Here is a 16,271-nt window from a genome sequence, read left to right as displayed (position 1 = left end):
ACGGATAATTATGTCATAAGTTTGTCATGGGGCGAATCCGACGCAGCCGGCAAAAATATTTTAAAAACCGTCCCCGTCCCAAGCTTGGACTCTACCCTTATAGAACCGTTATGGGCTTCTATGATATGTTTGCAAATCGTCAAACCTAGGCCCGCACCGGAGCGATTACGGCTTTCATCCGCTTTATAGAAGCGATCAAATAGATGCGGCAGCTTCTCAGGCGCAATCCCCTGACCATTATCCCATACTTCAATCCAACGCTCGTTTCTGACCGCTTTCACCCGAATTCCCGCCTCTGAACCCTCTGAAATATGATTAATGGCGTTATCCAGCAAATTGATGAATACCTGTCTCAGCCGGTCGGCATCCCCATGCACCATGTACGGCGCTTCGGCATCCGAGTTCAGTTCAATCTGTTTGGATTTGGCTTTCATTTTCAGCTGAGTGACGACGAGACTTATGACCTCGGACACGTCCATTGGTTGAAAGCTTAGCTTAACCTGCTTCTCTTCAAAAGACGACAGCTCCAGCAAATCATCCACTAAGCTGCTCAGCCGCAATGTTTCCTGAAGGGAAACCTGAATGAACTCTTTCGCATCCTCCGGCTCTACAACGCCATCTGTTATTCCCTGCAGTGAAGCTCGAATAGTCGTGAGCGGTGTTCGCAGTTCATGGGATATTTCGGAGAGAAAACGTTTGCGTCCCTCTTCGACCTTCTGCAATTTACCTGCCATACGATTCAGCGATCCTGACAACGAGGCAATTTCGTCCTTCCCCCTGACAGGGACCCTTCCGCTAAAATCCCCCAAAGCCAGCGCCTCCGCCGTCTTGCTCATGAGCTGAATCGGTTTCACAAAATGCCGCGAAACAAAGTACAGCACAGCCATCGCGAGCAGCGCGACCGATATCGCCGAAACATAGATCGCCCGGTTGATATCGTTGATCGTCCCTTGAATATCCATAATTGGCGTATACAGAAAAATAGCCCCGACCACGCGGTTCTCCTGCAGCACAGGCCGCCCGACAATCAGCATTTTTACCGTACTGTTTTGGGTAAAATTGCTCCGCACCGTCACCTGATTCCCCGCCAGCACCTTGTCGACCCATTCTTTGCGTGCCGGGGACTCGCCGATCGCCTGGATTTTATCCAAATTTACTTTAGGATGCTTAATGAGAGCTACGCGAACGTTAGACGATTTCTCTATTGCGCTTATTTGCTTACGGAAGTCCTTGAGCAGTGTGGACCCATCGAACAGCTCCTTGGCCAGTTCATCGACTTGCACGACCTTTTCCAGCAGGAGCTTTTCGCTGCGGTCATACGTCTTCTGTTTCATGGAGTAGCCGATCGTGCCCGAAATTGCCAAAATCGACACAATGGTAATGGACATGTAAATAAATAATAGCTTGCGGTAAAAGGAGTTCAGCATGCATCAGGTCCCTCGAACTTGTAGCCGATACCCCAAACCGTCCGAATATTCCAGTCCACTTTTCTTTCCGTGAGCGCTTTGAGCTTCTGTCTCAAACGTTTAATATATAAGTCCACAACGCGGTCCTCTCCCTCAAAATCCCAGCCCCAAATCTTGGCAATGAGGTCTTCCCGAGTGAACACTTGATTCGGATTGCGCATGAAAAACAGCAGCAGCTCGTACTCTTTTTTGGGCAATGCGACAAGTTGGCCCTCCACAGTAACGTCGTGGGACAGCGCGTCTACGCGCAGACTGCCGATTTCATAAATATGAGAGGGAGACGCCGCTTCTGTCCGAGTCAACGTTCGACGGAGTATCGTCGTCACACGCGCGACCAACTCGTTCGGGTCAAAAGGCTTGACCAAATAATCGTCCGCTCCCATTTGCAAACCTTCAATCCGCTCATCCACGTGCCCTCTGGCTGTCAGCATCAGAACCGGCACATCGCTCATCGCGCGGATCTTCTTGCACACCGACCAGCCGTCCCGCTTCGGCAGCATAATATCCAGCACGATGAAGTCGGGCTGCAGCTGCTCAAACTGCGTGAGTGCCTGCTCGCCGTCATTTGCGGTCACTACCGCGTAGCCGCTTTTCTCCAAATACAGCTTCGTGATGCGGCATATATTCTGATCATCATCTACCACCAAAACAGTTTTCACACGGCACACTCCCCTGAACATAGGATCTATGACTCCATCATACTGGATATTTGTGAACAAAAAATTAATAATTTGCGGAAATGTGGTCTCTTGCTCTCACTCCCCCCCTCCCAACACCCAAACAAAACAAAAAAAATCCTAGCCTAAGCTAGGATTTCCCCCTAATAATTCCCTCTAACATTTACCCTCAAACATTACACTTCAAACGAACTCTTCAGCGAAACAATCAGGTTAAACACAAGTTTCTCGCTTGTCGTATACTTCGGATCTACGTTGAAGTAGCCGTGGCGGAAAAACTGGAATTTATCATGCGGCTTCGCTTCTTTCATGCCCGCTTCCACGAACCCTTGCACGATTTGCAGCGAGTTCGGGTTCAAGTTTTCCAAGAAGGAGGCATTCTCGTCCTCTTGATCATCCAGAATGAGCGGCTCATACAGGCGGAACTCCGCAGGTACGGCGCTTTTCGCATCTACCCAGTGGATCGTGCCTTTCACTTTACGGCCTGTAAAGCCGCTGCCGCTTTTCGTCTCCACATCATACGTGCAGTGAAGCTCGATCACTTTGCCGTTGTCGTCCTTGACGAAATCGTTGCATTTGATGAAGTATGCATTCTTCAGGCGCACTTCATTGCCGGGAAATAAACGGAAATATTTGTTCGGCGGATTTTCCATGAAGTCTTCTTGCTCGATGTAGATCTCACGGGAAAATGGAATTTGGCGATGGCCCATTTCAGGGTTCTCCGAGTTGTTCTCGGCATCCAGCATCTCAACGCCATCCTCCGGATAGTTGGTGATGACCACTTTGAGCGGATTGAGAATCCCCATCGTGCGGAGCGCCTTCAATTTCAAATCCTCGCGGATAAAATGATCCAGCATCTTCGCATCGACTGTGCTGTTGCTGCGGGCAACACCGATTTCACGGGCGAAATTGCGAATCGCTTCTGCCGTAAAGCCTCTGCGGCGCAGTCCGGAAATGGTCGGCATCCGCGGATCGTCCCAACCGTCAACGGCTTTCTCGTCCACGAGCTGTTTCAGTTTTCTTTTGCTCATCACCGTGTTCGTGAGATTCAAACGTGCAAATTCATACTGTCTCGGAACATTTGGCATTTCGCACTCGCGGATCACCCAATCGTAGAAGGGGCGTTGATCCTCGAACTCCAACGTACAGATGGAATGCGTGACGCCTTCAATTGCATCCTCAATCGGATGAGCGTAAGCGTACATCGGGTAAATACACCAAGCATCCCCCGTATTATGATGGTGCGCATGAACCACACGATAGATCACCGGATCACGGAAGTTGATATTCGGCGAGGACATGTCGATCTTCGCGCGAAGCACGCGTTCGCCATCTTTGAATTCCCCTGCGCGCATACGTTCGAACAACGCGATGTTTTCTTCCACGCTGCGGTCACGGTGCGGGCTGTTGGTACCGGGCGCGGTCAATGTACCACGGCTTTCACGAATTTGATCCGCTGTTTGGTCATCTACGTAGGCCAATCCCTTGCGAATTAAAATCACCGCACGGTTATACATTTCCTCGAAATAATTCGAAGCAAAGAAGAGACCGTCCCATTTAAAACCAAGCCACTCGACATCAGATTTAATGGATTCCACATACTCCGTATCTTCCTTGACAGGATTCGTATCATCAAAGCGGAGATTCGTTAGCCCTTTGAACTCATCCGCCAATTCAAAATTTAGAACAATTGACTTCGCATGCCCTATATGAAGGTATCCGTTCGGCTCTGGTGGGAATCGGGTTACGATCTGGCTGACTTTGCCTGAATTCAAATCTTCGATTACAATATTCTTAATGAAATTGGACGGGGTGCTCGTTGGAGTCTTCGTTTCCATATTGTGCCAGCCTTTCTCCCAATGGTTAAAGTTTTATTTTCTATCATACACTAAAAGTTACTAAAATATAAAGGAGCCCGAGCGATGGAGACATTTGAGCATTATTTGGATAAATACGCAGAACTTGCAATTCGTGTTGGATTAAACGTACAAAAAGATCAAACGGTCGTTATTATGACACCGATTTCATGTGCGGACTTCGTGAGGAAGTTGACTAAAAAAGCGTACGATGCAGGCGCCAAAGACGTCGTCATTGATTGGGATGACGATGAAGTGAAGGCACTGCGTCTAAAACACGCCCCGGAGTCCACACTTCGTGAGTACCCGATGTGGCGGGCTAACGGCCTTGAAGAAATGGCCAAGAACGGCGCAGCCTTTTTACAAATTTATGCGCCGAATTCTGATTTGCTTAAAGATGTAGACCCTGAGCGTGTGGCCATTTCCAGCAAAACCGCAGCTACAGCGCGTGAGGGATTCCTAAACTATATGCGCAACAATAAAGTCAGCTGGTTGATGGTTTCCTATCCTACAGCGGAATGGTCCGCTAAGGTATTTCCGAATTTGGGCGAAGCTGAGCGCATTCATAAGCTTTGGGAGCAGATTTTTAAACTTACCCGCGTGGACAAAGAAGATCCGGTTGCCGCATGGAATCAGCACATTAAGACTTTGACCGATAAACAAAACATGCTGAACAGCAAGAAGTACAAACAGCTTCATTTCAAAGCAGAAGGCACGGATCTGTACATAGAGCTTGCGCCCAAGCACCAATGGGTTGCCGCAGGGAGCGAAACCGAAAGCGGCACATTCTTCATTCCGAACATCCCGACCGAAGAAGTGTTCACCATGCCTGCCAAAACAGGTACGAACGGAACCGTACGCAGCACGCTGCCTTTGAGCTATCAAGGCTCTCTCATCGATCGATTTACGCTCACATTCGAGAACGGCAAAGTCATAGAAGCGACCGCCGAAGTAGGGCAAGAAGTATTGAACAAAATGCTCGATATGGACGAAGGCGCTCGTTATTTGGGCGAAGTCGCGCTCGTGCCGTTTGATTCGCCGATTTCAAACTCCGGTTTGATTTATTACAATACCTTATTCGATGAGAATGCATCCTGCCACATTGCGTTAGGTAACTCCTATCCTTTCACAATTGAGGGCGGAACTGCCATGAGTGCTGAAGAACTTGCTCAGAATGGTTTTAATAAAAGCTTAATCCACGTCGATTTCATGATTGGCTCAGCCGACATGGAAATCGATGGCTTATCTGACGACGGGTCGCGCGAGCCTTTGTTCCGCAAAGGCAACTGGGTCTAAACACCGCAAGTCATAGCCTCACAACAAGAAGACCGCCAAATCGGGAGAATAGGCTCCTTAACATGGCGGTCTTTTTAGATTAATGCTCTAGGCGGTTGTTGTACGAATAGGTCTTGACAACAGCAGACTCTTTAAGTATCCATCTGCCTTTCTTCCATTTCCATACGGAGGTAACGTAGCCGAGTGTATCCGCGTTGGCAATACCGGTAATTCGCTGCACACCCTTCAGCTCACAATTGCCATCGCCCTTCTTATCCACTGGTATCAAGAGGCTGTAGGTATCTACGTTGACAATAATCGGTTTGACGACCTTGCCGTTTTGATACACGCCGAACTGCTCGTAGTCGTCTTTCCGGTCTTTAATGTCGATTTTGAACGATTTCCCGGTCTCTTCGATCTTCATTTGCACCACATAGTTATCCTTAAACGTGGCGTAGACGCGTAGCGGCGCAGGCAGTGGGATCGCCGTCGGTACATTATTTTTCAGCGAATACATATAAAAGGTCGATAACCCGCCGCTTCCTCCGTTTTCCGCGGAGACGTAAATTTGAGGCAGTTTCTCCCCGATAAAATCGCAGAACTGCATGTTCGGATTATAGCCCCCTTGCAGAGGGATAACGACCTGGGTTTGACCTGGGCTCGTTACTACAATGAAAAGTTTGTCATAGTAAGGACTATTCATGTCCATCTTCGAACCGATGAGGGCCACATTATCCCGCACTCCATCACCGGTCACGTCAATCTCGCGGGTCTGGATGAGCTGCCCCTGCTGGGCAGGCGGTGGAGGGGATAGCTCTTCGTTATTTGCCGCTTGGACCGCGCCCTGTCCCCCGAAGGATAGACAGCCCAGAAGCAGGCCGATCACCGCTGTGTACAGGGCTATTTTAGCGCTTTTTTGAAACATGTGAATCATCATACTCCCTTAATCTTGGATTTGAATACGGCTTATTATTTCAAATTTTTCCAAGATGTATGCGAGAGTCAGATGTCTTACAAAATAGGAGGCCGACGATATTTCGTCGCCTGCTCAAAAGCATACGCCAAGGCCAGCAGTTTTCCCTCGCTGAAAGCCCCTGCGGAAAACATCACGCCCATCGGCCCTTCAGCTGTATAGCCGGCAGGTACGTTCAGCAGCGGATAGCCTGCACGAGCAGCAATGTCATAGCCTTCATCGCCAGGAAAAAACAGCGCATCCAACTGATGCTCTGCGAGCACAAGATCAATGCCGCGGGCACGGGTAAGCTCCTGATAATGAGCCAAATTGCGGAGATATTCCTCCTCCGTCAGCGTACCGCTTGTTTCTTCCGACCAAATCAGTGTATTTTGTCCATAGACCAGAGCCTTCTCTGCGTGTTCGCTATTAAATGCAATGACCTCCTGTAAAGCATGCACAGGGACAGAGGCATCGAGCTTGGCTAAATAGTCGTTGAGGTCCTTTTTGAATTCATAGCGCAGCACCTCATAATTCCATTCCGCCTGCTCGCATGGAAGCGATACAGGGTCAATCACAACCGCACCCTGCTCACGCAGCACATGGATGGCATTTTCGGCAATAAGTCGCGCCTCGTCATTCAAATCCTTATAAAACCATCGGGGAATGCCGATTCTTGCGCCTTGAAGGCTTTTGGCATCGAGAAAGGTTGTATAGTCAACCTGTATGTGATCGTTCTCTTCACCGGCCAGACTCAATGGGTCCCGTGCATCAACGCCAGTCAGCGCGCCAAGCAGCAGTGCCGCATCGGTAACTGTTCGTGTCATCGGCCCCGGCGTGTCCTGCGAATGAGAGATCGGAATGATGCCGGTACGGCTGAGCAACCCCACAGTCGGCTTTAGGCCGACCAAGCTGTTATGATGAGCAGGGTTCACAATAGAGCCGGATGTTTCCGTCCCGATTGCTGCTGCTGCAAAGCTGGCTGCGGTCGCAGCGCCGGATCCTGAACTGGACCCGCCAACCTCGAACCGTCCCGGGCCATATGGGTTCAAGACTTGCCCGCCTCTGGAACTATAGCCCGATGGCATCGGCCCAGACATGAAATTGGCCCATTCCGTCATATTTACCTTTCCTAGCAGTACAGCTCCGGATTCCCGCAGCTGGGCGGCAATGAAAGCATCTTCCGCTGCAATTGATTGCGCTAGGGCCAATGACCCCGCACTCGTATGCATGCGGTCACCTGTATCGATATTATCTTTAAGCAGGATCGGGATGCCATGCAGCGGCCCTCGGCTTCCTTGCTTTTGGCGTTCATCATCAAGCTCTTGCGCAATTTGGAGCGCATCCGGATTGATTTCCAATACTGCGTTAATGTGCTTGTTGTACTTTTCAATCCTTTTTACATATAAAGCAACCAGCTCGGCAGCACGGATTTCACCCTCTTCCATCGCTTTTTGCAAAGTAGTGATATCGGCTTCTACAATCCAATCCTCCGGTTTTTTCAGACAATTTTGATCGCCTCCTGTAAGATTCGAGACATGACTACCTGTGTTATACTATACTCTTTGTGTGGGTATTTTTGGAATACATTCCAGCGGGTCTTTTCCGCTCTTCTAAATAAGGCAGGTGATCCTCATGCAAGTGATCAAACGAATAACGGACAGCGATATGCTGGGCGGCGAGCCGCAATTTATGGATCGGGTATCTCGCTATGCGTCGAGGGGCATTTTGATCGATAACCAGATGCATGTCGCGATGATGTACATGTCAGAGTCTGATCTGTACAAGCTGCCTGGCGGCGGGATCGAGAATAGCGAACAACCGGAGGCGGCCTTTTTACGTGAAATCAAGGAAGAAACCGGATATGGCGCAGAAATTACGCATGCGTTAGGCATTATTGAGGAGCATAAGAACCGCAATGGTTTTATGCAGCTTTCCTACTGCTATATAGCCAAAGCGCATCATCTTTCCAGTGCGCCGACGCTTACGGAGAATGAGCTGCGGCTGGGAATGTCGGCAGCTTGGATGACGCTGGATCAAGCATTAGAGGCAATGAATGATTCTCTGTTGAAATGCCATCGTTATTCAGCTAAATTTATGGTTTTACGGGATAGAACCATTCTTGAACATGCCATTAACCTTCTCACCGGACAAGGTTTTGCGAATGAAACGTATTTGAATCAGTGAGGTGTTTTTTTGAAAATCGACCGTTTGCTTGCCATTACCATGCTGCTATTAAATCGTAGAAGAATAAGCGCCAAGGAGCTCTCGGACCGTTTTGAAGTGTCTTTGCGAACCATATACCGGGACGTGGAAGCCATTAATCAAGCTGGGATCCCTGTCGTATCCTTTGCCGGGTTAAGCGGCGGGTATGAAATTATGGATCAGTACCGGTTGGAGCGCCAATTCCTGTCGCTGGAAGAGCTGCAATCCATCATCGTCGGGCTAAAAGGGATCCGATCCACGGTCGGCGACCAGGAAATCGGCAACCTGCTCGATAAGGTCGGAGCGCTCGTGGCCAAATCGGAGCAAAACACGGCAGCCAGGCTGGATGATCAGCTCATCATTGATATGAACCCATGGCGCCGAGGCAGCGAGGATAAGGAAAAGTTGACAGTACTCCGAGGCGCGATTAAAGAATCGAAGCAGATCTCTTTTCAATATATTTCTTCCCAAAGTGAACAATCCGTTCGCGCAGCGGAGCCTATGAGCATCGTAGCCAAGGGATTTGGCTGGTATATGTACGGTTACTGCCTGCTTCGTCAAGATTTTCGTATTTTCCGGCTATCCCGCATGAAGGAAATTGAGGTGCTTTCCGATACGTTTGAACGAAGAGCAGAAGCTATAGAACCGTTCCACTACGGCTGGGGCAAAAGGGATCCCTCTACCCTGATCACCATGGTGCTGCATGCGCAGCAGAGTATTCAGGCGCAGGTTGAAGATTATTTCCAACCGAAGCAGATCGCTTATCAGGCGGACGGCTCCATGATGATTACCGCCCAGCAGCCGGATGAGCCATGGCTCCACAATATGCTGCTTGGCTTCGGTCCCGGCATGCGGATTCTTGAGCCCGCTCATCTGGCGGCAGCTATTAAAGAAAAAGCTGAAAAAATCGTTCAGCTCTATACCTAACACTGACACTATGATGTCAGTCATGTTTGTCTATACTGAGGGTATATCCAATCTAAGGAGGATTTCCCTATGTTTAAAACAATTCAAGATTTTGTGAATGAATGGAACAATGAATCCCAAGCGACACAGCGCGTACTCGACACGCTTACAGATGCTTCCCTTACCCAGAAAATAGCGCCGGACTTCCGCTCGCTCGGACAACTGGCCTGGCATATCGCCACAACGATCCACGAAATGACTTCTCGCATGGGCTTGTCCTTTGAAGCGCCTGAAGGCGAAGAGCATGCACCTTCCTCAGCCAAGACCATAGCCGATGCCTACCGAGCCCAAGCGGCCGCACTGACCACCGCCATCCAGTCCCAGTGGACAGATGCCAAGCTCGCGGAGTCCACCGACATGTATGGCGAAATGTGGCTCAATGCAACAACGCTGCGTATCTTCATCTCGCATGAAATTCACCACCGTGGTGAAATGATCGTGTTAATGCGTCAGGCCGGCTTGCGCGTGCCGGATGTATACGGACCAACCCGCGAAGACTGGTTGGAACGGGGCATGCAGCCGCTAGTTTAATGACGAACAACTCGAGCCTTGCGACCTTCCATCAGCTATAATGGAAGAAAAGTCCAAGGAGGAGTCATATGCACAATCAAACCGTTATCGTAACCGGTGCTAATTCCGGCATGGGACTGGCTACAACCGTGGAGCTCGCTCGTAAGGGCGCACATGTGATCATGCTGTGCCGCAGCCGGCAAAGGGGCGAGCAGGCGCTTGCCGAGGCACGCCGCCAGAGCGGCTCGGAGCAGATCGAGCTTATGCTTTGCGATCTGGGCTCACTAGCCAGCATACACGCTTTCGCTAGTGCCTTCCTCGCCAAGCACACGGTGCTGGACGTGCTGGTGAACAACGCAGGCGTTGTCACCGTGAAACGGCAAACCACGTCCGACGGCTTTGAAGCGATGATTGGCGTTAACCACCTGGGCCACTTCTTGCTGACCCGGCTCCTGCTAGAAGCCATAACCCGCGCCCCGCAGGGGCGGATCGTGAACGTGTCCTCCGGCGCCCACAAAATAGGGCGCTTCGACTTCGATAACCCCCACCTAACCCGGGGGTTCCGTGTGTGGAGAGGCTATGCGCAGTCCAAAATAGCAAATATTTGGTTTACGCGCGAGCTGGCCAAACGTCTGACCGGCACAGCCGTAACGGTGAATTCGCTGCATCCGGGAGCGGTAGGCACGAATATCGGTGTCGATCGGGACACCGGGTTCGGCAAGGCCGTGCATCGTATGATGCGGCCTTTTTTCCTAACGCCGGCGCAGGGCGCAGAGACGGCTATCTTTTTGGCATCCAGCCCGGATGTAAGTGCGGTTAGCGGCGAATATTTTTACAAGAAAAAGATCGCCCCTATTTCGGATAAGGCTAAGGATGATGCATTTGCCGGCCGTTTCTGGGCATGGAGCGAGCGGGAAGTCGGGTTAGATTCTGGAAAATAAGGGGAGAATAATCGGAGCTTACGATTCTGATGCACGGAGTGTGACTTCGATTGGACTTCTTTCATAGTCAGGAATCGCTTACTAGTGCTGAATGGGTGATGAGAGCCGTTGTAGGCTACTTTTTCCTGCTCATTGCCGCCAAATTACTCGGACAGCGTTCCATTTCCCAGCTTAGATTCCTGGACTTCACCATCGCTCTTATTCTGGGGAACATCGTCGCCCATCCGCTTTCCGATGAGCATTTATCGTTAACCGGCTCCATGATCTCCACCATCGTGCTTGTCATCCTGTACGTCCTCACATCATGGTTAAGTTTAAAGTGGAACTTTTTGAAGCACTTTCTGGACCCGGCGCCTTTGAAGCTAATTGAGCACGGGAAAATCATGCTGAAAAACTTGCGCAGAGCCCGCATTTCTGTGGACCACCTTTTTTCTGAGCTGAGAAAACAACAAATTGAGGATATCAATAAAGTCGCCCTTGCCCTGTGGGAGCCGGGGGGAATCATTTCTGTGTTCCTTGAGCCACAATATCAACCGGTTACGCCCAAGGACATGTCCATCCCCACGTCCTCCTTCTCATTGGTAAAACCGATCATTGTCGAAGGTACGACGAATACTGGCATGCTGGCTGAGCAAGGGAAGGACATGGTGTGGTTAAAGTCCCAGATTCACGCCGCACATGCTGATTTGGAGAATGTCGTGCTAGCCACCATTGATGATCAAGATCAAATACGGGTCTATACGGAAACGGTTTCGAAAGAAAAAGACGAGCTAACTCCTAACTGAGGGGTGTTCGTCCTTTTTTTATTTTCGGGCTGTTCACCTAGCCGCACTATTTACTTTTACCACCGACAATGGTATTATTTAATTACGTAATTACGTATTTAAATAATTAGATGAGGTGATCTTTATGACTACACCAAGGGATTATGGAGCCGAACTAGATGAGATGCGCGATCAACTGAACAAACTGCAGCAACTTATGGAAGATTTCATGCCTGTAAAGGAACAATCAGGCAGGATCATCAAGCAGCACTTGCAGCAGGAGCAGGCGCAGCACTCGGACAAAGAACAAGGAAGAGTTTACTACTCAGGGCAGTTCCAAAGCGGGCAATCCCATTATCGGTGGGAGCCCCAGGAGAGAGAGGCGGATCAGCTTCTAGAACTGGATGGCGATAAAGCTGCCAAAATCCTTGCCGCTTTAGGACATAAGCAGCGCTTGGATATTTTAAGAACGGTTTTGCAGGAGCCGCTAACCGGTCCTGAGCTCGTCGAACGCCTGAACATGGGCACAACGGGGCAGCTTTATCATCATATGAAGGCCCTCGCTGGAGCCGACCTCTTAGTGCAGGAGGAAAGAGGCGGCAAATACGCCATCCCTGGTCATCGTGTGCTTCCGCTGCTGCTGCTCCTTGCAGCCACATCGGATTTCATGGATACCAGCGACTACTTGGATATGTACGAGGTTCGAAATGATGCGCGTTCCTACTTAGGGGATTCACCCGACGCCAGCGCGTCCTTCGATCCGCATTATCTTCTATGGGCCGTGGTGGAGAACAGCCTATTGGAGCACCTGCACGGCACCTGCACGGAGGTTCGTCTCTTCCTGCACCGGAACGGCAGCGTAACCGTCGCCGACAACGGCCGGGGCATCCCCGTGCAAGCACTGCCGGACCAGCAGCCTCGCGTGCAAGCTGTGCTCACGGATATGAGCCGCCTAAGCGCAAGCGCTTCTTTCCTCGCCCCCGGCGGTGAAAAGGGCATCAGCATGCCGATCGTCAACGCACTGTCCCGCTCGCTAACGGTCGAAATTCGCCGTGACGGCAAAGTGTTCGAGCAGCACTACAAGCATGGCATCCCGCAAAGCGAGCTGCAGACGGTCGGCATCACCAAAGAGACAGGGACGAGGTTAACGTTCCAGCCGGATCGGGACATTTTTGATAAAAGCTTCGAACTTCCTGTGCTGCAAAAACAAGCCGCCGAGCTTTCAGCGCTGTATCCGAAGCTAAAGCTACAGGTACTAGTCGACTAAACTCAGCGGCCGCTGCTATTAATGCGAGAATCGTTTCTCTATTTTCTTACTTAACACCATGGAAACTCCTACGAATAGAACAACATAGAGAAGCCGGAACGGGTTCTCTATGAACCGGTGAATATCATAGCCGATAAAAGAAACCGACATCACCATAACCGCTTTGCCAGCGAGAACAGCTACCAGAAATGAACGAAATCTCATCCCTACTAACCCTGCCGCCATATTGATTACAACGAATGGCCCCACTGGAAAAAGACTGAGCAGAAACACATAATTAAAAGCCTGCCGGCGAGCCCAAACCAGGCTTTTCTGCACCTTAGGCTTTTGCGACCACCGAACTAAATAGGGGTGGCCGGCCACTTTTTTCACAATCGCAAACGTCACCAAGCAGCCGCCCACAATTCCGATCCATGAGTACAAAAAGCCGAGCCACAGTCCATATACAGCTGCATTAACGCTAATGATAACAAGCGTCGGCAGAGGCGGAATGAACGATTTCATAAAAGGAAGAAGAAGACCGGGTAAAGGGCCCAGTGATCGGTATTTATCGACCAGCATGGCCAAATTCTCTTCCGTCATATAGGACAGAAGCTCTGTCAATCCCATAGGGGACACACCTACTTTGCTGGCAGTAATGAATGGCGGAGGCGCCGCCGTCTATAGCATGATAGCACATTTTGTAAGATAGGAGCACGTTTTGGGAGCAAGCACCAACAAGGAAAACAGGGCTGTCGCAATAGGTCAGGAATGACCTGCTGGACAGCCCTTTTCCAACTTTGCAAATTTGGACAAAAAAAGCCCACCGAATCCGTGTAAACGGTTACGATAGACTTTATGTTTTCTTGTCGATAGCCCCCTTACGATCCGATACACACTGCTCCCATTTCTGCTCTACTTCCTTAATCATGGGGTGCAGCATATCATACATCGCAGCTATCAGCGAAAACCTTTGTGAAAAATGCTCCAGCGATTCCTGCTGCTCGGAACTGCAGGTTTCAATCTTGGGGATCTCTTGCACGGTTTTCTCCGCCCATTTATGAAATAACTCCAAATCCTGCACGATTTTGCGAACGTGATTCAGACTATAGCTTTCAGAAACATAGTAATAATCTCTTCGGTCATTATTAGAAGGCATCTTCTTGCACATGCCCATTCTTTCCATATTGCGTATTTGAATGCTGACAGCGGCTTTGGTAACGCCAAGTTGTTCTACAATATCCTGTAAACTAAGGGGGCCTGTAGCGAACATAAGCTGCGCAAATATTTTCCCAACAAGCGGGCTAAATCCTTTTTTTTCATAATTCAGTGACATAAAATCGCTAATATTTTGCTTCCACTCAGAGAAAGTCTGTTCATGTTGTTCCATCCCTTACTCTCCCTCTCTGTGAAAAATTTAGATACCACTGATAATCATAGTCAAAAAAAAACGGTCAGTCAACTTTAATGTCGAAATATTGACAAAAATCGATTTTGTGAACATTGTGTAAACTTTCACAATGTACAATTGACAATACAGTTGCACGGATTTATATTATTATCATTAACAACGTTGTTAACGATAAATACTAACGTAATGTCGTTAGTGGATTTTTATTTTTATATATCCGAAGGAGATGTTCCAAGTGAAAAAATCATTCAAACTTTTAACAACAGGCACACTGGCTGCCGCGCTTCTGCTGTCAGGTTCTGCCCTGACTGCAGGCAAAGCTTTCGCTGACGAGGCCGTTCCTGCAAAAGCGACTTTGCAAGCAAATTCTTTTGCAAGCCAACTCATCAACTATCATTTATCCATTCTTGCTAAAGATGCCGCTCAAGCCACAGGCCAAGACGAGGACGATATTAGAGACGCTCTTGCTGTTGGCAGCACCTTGCCGGAAGCAACCGGAGTTAGCAGCGCTGATCTGCTTACTGATTTGACACCTATCATTACTTTTGATTTACATAAAGCACTCAGCTATGGGCTCCTTTCAGATGACGAAGCTTTAGCCAGTGAAACAGCTCTTAATGAACAGTTGGGTTCCATCTTAATAACGAAAGGTGATAAGCTCCCTTCTGCTGACAGCAACGCAATCTTGGCTCATCTTGTCATGAATCGTTTGGACAATGTCGTGCGGGACACAGCTAGCTTTGCGAGAAAAGATCAAAACGACGTTTCGGATGATCTTCGTCAAGGTAAAACACTCGTTCAGTCTGCAGCGTCTTTAGATCCAGGTGAATTAAAAGAAGATTTGTTGAACTTGCTTAAACAAGATCTGCAATTCCAGGTCTCCACGTATGGAGTATCTCAAGCGGATGCTGATCGTTTCTATGCACTAGGCGCTGGTAAACTCTCCGAGATCATGAACACTTCTGGCTATAACCCTGATAGTGTGAAATCAGCAGCTATCGATTTGAGTAAACTTGTTGCTAACCGGATTAGCCATGTTGTTACGGATACTGCTTTCTTCGCTAAAAAAGATGAGAAAGACGTTAGGGAGGATTTGCTTCAAGGCAAAACTCTTGTCGCTTCGGCAGCTAACTTAGATGCAGGCGAATTGAAAGAAAAAATCTCGAACGTAATTCGACAAGATCTTGATTTCGTGGTGGCTATGGGTCATGCAACGCAAGAAGATGCTAACAAATCCTATGCGGAAGCTGTTTCTAAAATCGCGAATATCATTAATACGCCTGGTTACACTCCTGAATCTGCTGCAGTTCAGGCGGATCTGCAGAAAGTAGTTCAAACTCGTATTGATCGAGTGATCAATGATACAGCTGTCTTCGGTAAAAAAGAGGAGAGCGATGTCCGTGAAGATCTTCGCCAAGGCAAAACGCTTGTTGCTTCAGCAGCAAGATTGGATTCAGGCGAACTGAAAGACAAAATTTTAGGTCTTCTTAGACAGGAACTTGATTTCCAAGTTACATTGCATCGTGCAACACAGGAGGATGCTAATAAGTCTTACTCCGAGGGTGCATCCAAACTTGCGGATATTATCAACACGCCTGGTTACCAACCTGAGTCTGCTGAAGTTCAAGCGGACCTGCAAAAACTAATCGATTATCGCGTCAATCGCGTAGTCAACGACACTGCTGTTTTCGGTAAAAAGGAAGAGAAAGACGTGCTTGAAGATCTTCGTCAAGGTAAAACCCTTGTAGCTTCGGCAGCTAGCTTGGATCCAGGCGAGCTAAAAGAGAAAATTCTGAACGTCCTTAGACAGGAACTTGATTTCCAAGTTTCCATGCATCGCGCAACGCAAGAAGACGCCAATAAGTATTACTCCGAAGGGGCTTCGAAGCTTGCGGATATTATCAACACACCTGGTTACACACCAAGCAAGGCCTAATCAACTAATTTAAAAAGCTGCCCTCGCTTAGGCGAGAGCAGCTTTTTTTGTTTTGGAATACCTTAG

General features: G+C 49.0%; 15 protein-coding genes. 8 read left to right on the top strand and 7 right to left on the bottom strand.

The window, feature by feature from the left end; all coding sequences use genetic code 11:
• Window positions 1-8: 8 nt before the first annotated feature.
• From J2Z65_RS15540 to J2Z65_RS15530, 3 genes are all read right to left on the bottom strand, one after another.
• Window positions 9-1,427 (bottom strand): sensor histidine kinase, encoded by a 1,419-nt coding sequence (locus J2Z65_RS15540; RefSeq protein WP_167054667.1) that lies wholly within the window; start codon window positions 1,425-1,427, stop codon window positions 9-11.
• Window positions 1,421-2,125 (bottom strand): response regulator transcription factor, encoded by a 705-nt coding sequence (locus J2Z65_RS15535; RefSeq protein WP_338111605.1) that lies wholly within the window; start codon window positions 2,123-2,125, stop codon window positions 1,421-1,423. Before J2Z65_RS15535 ends, J2Z65_RS15540 begins: the two co-directional genes overlap by 7 nt.
• Window positions 2,126-2,319: 194 nt before the next feature.
• Complete coding sequence (locus tag J2Z65_RS15530) at window positions 2,320-3,981, bottom strand: glutamine--tRNA ligase/YqeY domain fusion protein (RefSeq protein WP_167054671.1); 1,662 nt, start codon at window positions 3,979-3,981, stop codon at window positions 2,320-2,322.
• A gap of 84 nt (window positions 3,982-4,065) precedes the next feature.
• On the opposite strand from J2Z65_RS15530, the gene J2Z65_RS15525 reads away from it, so the two are divergent.
• Window positions 4,066-5,295: an aminopeptidase gene (locus J2Z65_RS15525; RefSeq protein WP_167054673.1), complete on the top strand. Its 1,230-nt coding sequence runs from the start codon at window positions 4,066-4,068 to the stop codon at window positions 5,293-5,295.
• Window positions 5,296-5,374: 79 nt separating this feature from the next.
• Here J2Z65_RS15525 and J2Z65_RS15520 read toward each other — a convergent pair whose 3' ends face one another.
• Together J2Z65_RS15520 and J2Z65_RS15515 are read right to left on the bottom strand one after the other, a co-directional pair.
• Window positions 5,375-6,199, bottom strand: coding sequence for a hypothetical protein (locus tag J2Z65_RS15520; protein WP_167054675.1), 825 nt, complete (start codon window positions 6,197-6,199; stop codon window positions 5,375-5,377).
• A gap of 86 nt (window positions 6,200-6,285) precedes the next feature.
• Entirely contained in the window at window positions 6,286-7,731 is a 1,446-nt protein-coding gene (locus tag J2Z65_RS15515; RefSeq protein WP_167054997.1) for an amidase family protein, read from the bottom strand.
• A 130-nt stretch (window positions 7,732-7,861) separates the two neighbouring features.
• Between J2Z65_RS15515 and J2Z65_RS15510 the strand changes: the two genes are divergently transcribed.
• From J2Z65_RS15510 to J2Z65_RS15485, 6 genes are all read left to right on the top strand, one after another.
• The gene (locus tag J2Z65_RS15510; protein WP_167054677.1) at window positions 7,862-8,413 is read left to right on the top strand and encodes an NUDIX hydrolase; all 552 of its coding nucleotides are present in this window, start codon (window positions 7,862-7,864) and stop codon (window positions 8,411-8,413) included.
• Between the two features lie 9 nt (window positions 8,414-8,422).
• On the top strand, window positions 8,423-9,358 hold the full coding sequence (locus J2Z65_RS15505; RefSeq protein ID WP_240159573.1) for a helix-turn-helix transcriptional regulator: 936 nt from the start codon (window positions 8,423-8,425) through the stop codon (window positions 9,356-9,358).
• A gap of 69 nt (window positions 9,359-9,427) precedes the next feature.
• Complete coding sequence (locus tag J2Z65_RS15500; RefSeq protein ID WP_167054679.1) at window positions 9,428-9,928, top strand: DinB family protein; 501 nt, start codon at window positions 9,428-9,430, stop codon at window positions 9,926-9,928.
• A gap of 68 nt (window positions 9,929-9,996) precedes the next feature.
• Window positions 9,997-10,848, top strand: a complete 852-nt coding sequence (locus J2Z65_RS15495; protein ID WP_167054681.1) for an SDR family oxidoreductase — start codon at window positions 9,997-9,999, stop codon at window positions 10,846-10,848.
• 50 nt (window positions 10,849-10,898) lie between these two features.
• A complete protein-coding gene (locus J2Z65_RS15490; RefSeq protein ID WP_167054684.1) occupies window positions 10,899-11,633 on the top strand; it encodes a DUF421 domain-containing protein in 735 nt (244 codons plus the stop codon).
• A gap of 124 nt (window positions 11,634-11,757) precedes the next feature.
• Window positions 11,758-12,879 (top strand): ATP-binding protein, encoded by a 1,122-nt coding sequence (locus J2Z65_RS15485; RefSeq protein WP_167054686.1) that lies wholly within the window; start codon window positions 11,758-11,760, stop codon window positions 12,877-12,879.
• Between the two features lie 18 nt (window positions 12,880-12,897).
• On the opposite strand, the gene J2Z65_RS15480 is transcribed toward J2Z65_RS15485, so the two are convergent.
• Together J2Z65_RS15480 and J2Z65_RS15475 are read right to left on the bottom strand one after the other, a co-directional pair.
• Window positions 12,898-13,488 (bottom strand): TVP38/TMEM64 family protein, encoded by a 591-nt coding sequence (locus tag J2Z65_RS15480; RefSeq protein ID WP_167054688.1) that lies wholly within the window; start codon window positions 13,486-13,488, stop codon window positions 12,898-12,900.
• 226 nt (window positions 13,489-13,714) lie between these two features.
• Window positions 13,715-14,248 carry a GbsR/MarR family transcriptional regulator gene (locus J2Z65_RS15475; protein WP_167054690.1) on the bottom strand — a complete coding sequence of 178 codons (534 nt, stop codon included), beginning with the start codon at window positions 14,246-14,248 and terminating at the stop codon, window positions 13,715-13,717.
• A gap of 256 nt (window positions 14,249-14,504) precedes the next feature.
• Here J2Z65_RS15475 and J2Z65_RS15470 point away from each other — a divergent pair, with 256 nt between their 5' ends.
• Window positions 14,505-16,205, top strand: coding sequence for a hypothetical protein (locus J2Z65_RS15470; RefSeq protein ID WP_167054692.1), 1,701 nt, complete (start codon window positions 14,505-14,507; stop codon window positions 16,203-16,205).
• The last annotated feature ends 66 nt before the right edge of the window (window positions 16,206-16,271 follow it).

This window comes from Paenibacillus aceris, from assembly GCF_017874035.1.
Classification (GTDB): domain Bacteria; phylum Bacillota; class Bacilli; order Paenibacillales; family NBRC-103111; genus Paenibacillus_E; species Paenibacillus_E aceris.
Note: the sequence above shows the minus strand (reverse complement) of the source record. Positions and strands in the feature narration are given on the sequence as shown.

Bases quoted from the DNA above. Each gene is read 5' to 3' on its own strand.
- J2Z65_RS15480 (WP_167054688.1), bottom strand. From the start codon at position 13,488: ATGGGATTGACAGAGCTTCTGTCCTATATGACGGAAGAGAATTTGGCC.
- J2Z65_RS15540 (WP_167054667.1), bottom strand. From the start codon at position 1,427: ATGCTGAACTCCTTTTACCGCAAGCTATTATTTATTTACATGTCCATT.
- J2Z65_RS15475 (WP_167054690.1), bottom strand. From the start codon at position 14,248: ATGGAACAACATGAACAGACTTTCTCTGAGTGGAAGCAAAATATTAGC.
- J2Z65_RS15525 (WP_167054673.1), top strand. From the start codon at position 4,066: ATGGAGACATTTGAGCATTATTTGGATAAATACGCAGAACTTGCAATT.
- J2Z65_RS15495 (WP_167054681.1), top strand. From the start codon at position 9,997: ATGCACAATCAAACCGTTATCGTAACCGGTGCTAATTCCGGCATGGGA.
- J2Z65_RS15500 (WP_167054679.1), top strand. From the start codon at position 9,428: ATGTTTAAAACAATTCAAGATTTTGTGAATGAATGGAACAATGAATCC.
- J2Z65_RS15510 (WP_167054677.1), top strand. From the start codon at position 7,862: ATGCAAGTGATCAAACGAATAACGGACAGCGATATGCTGGGCGGCGAG.
- J2Z65_RS15485 (WP_167054686.1), top strand. From the start codon at position 11,758: ATGACTACACCAAGGGATTATGGAGCCGAACTAGATGAGATGCGCGAT.
- J2Z65_RS15530 (WP_167054671.1), bottom strand. From the start codon at position 3,981: ATGGAAACGAAGACTCCAACGAGCACCCCGTCCAATTTCATTAAGAAT.
- J2Z65_RS15520 (WP_167054675.1), bottom strand. From the start codon at position 6,199: ATGTTTCAAAAAAGCGCTAAAATAGCCCTGTACACAGCGGTGATCGGC.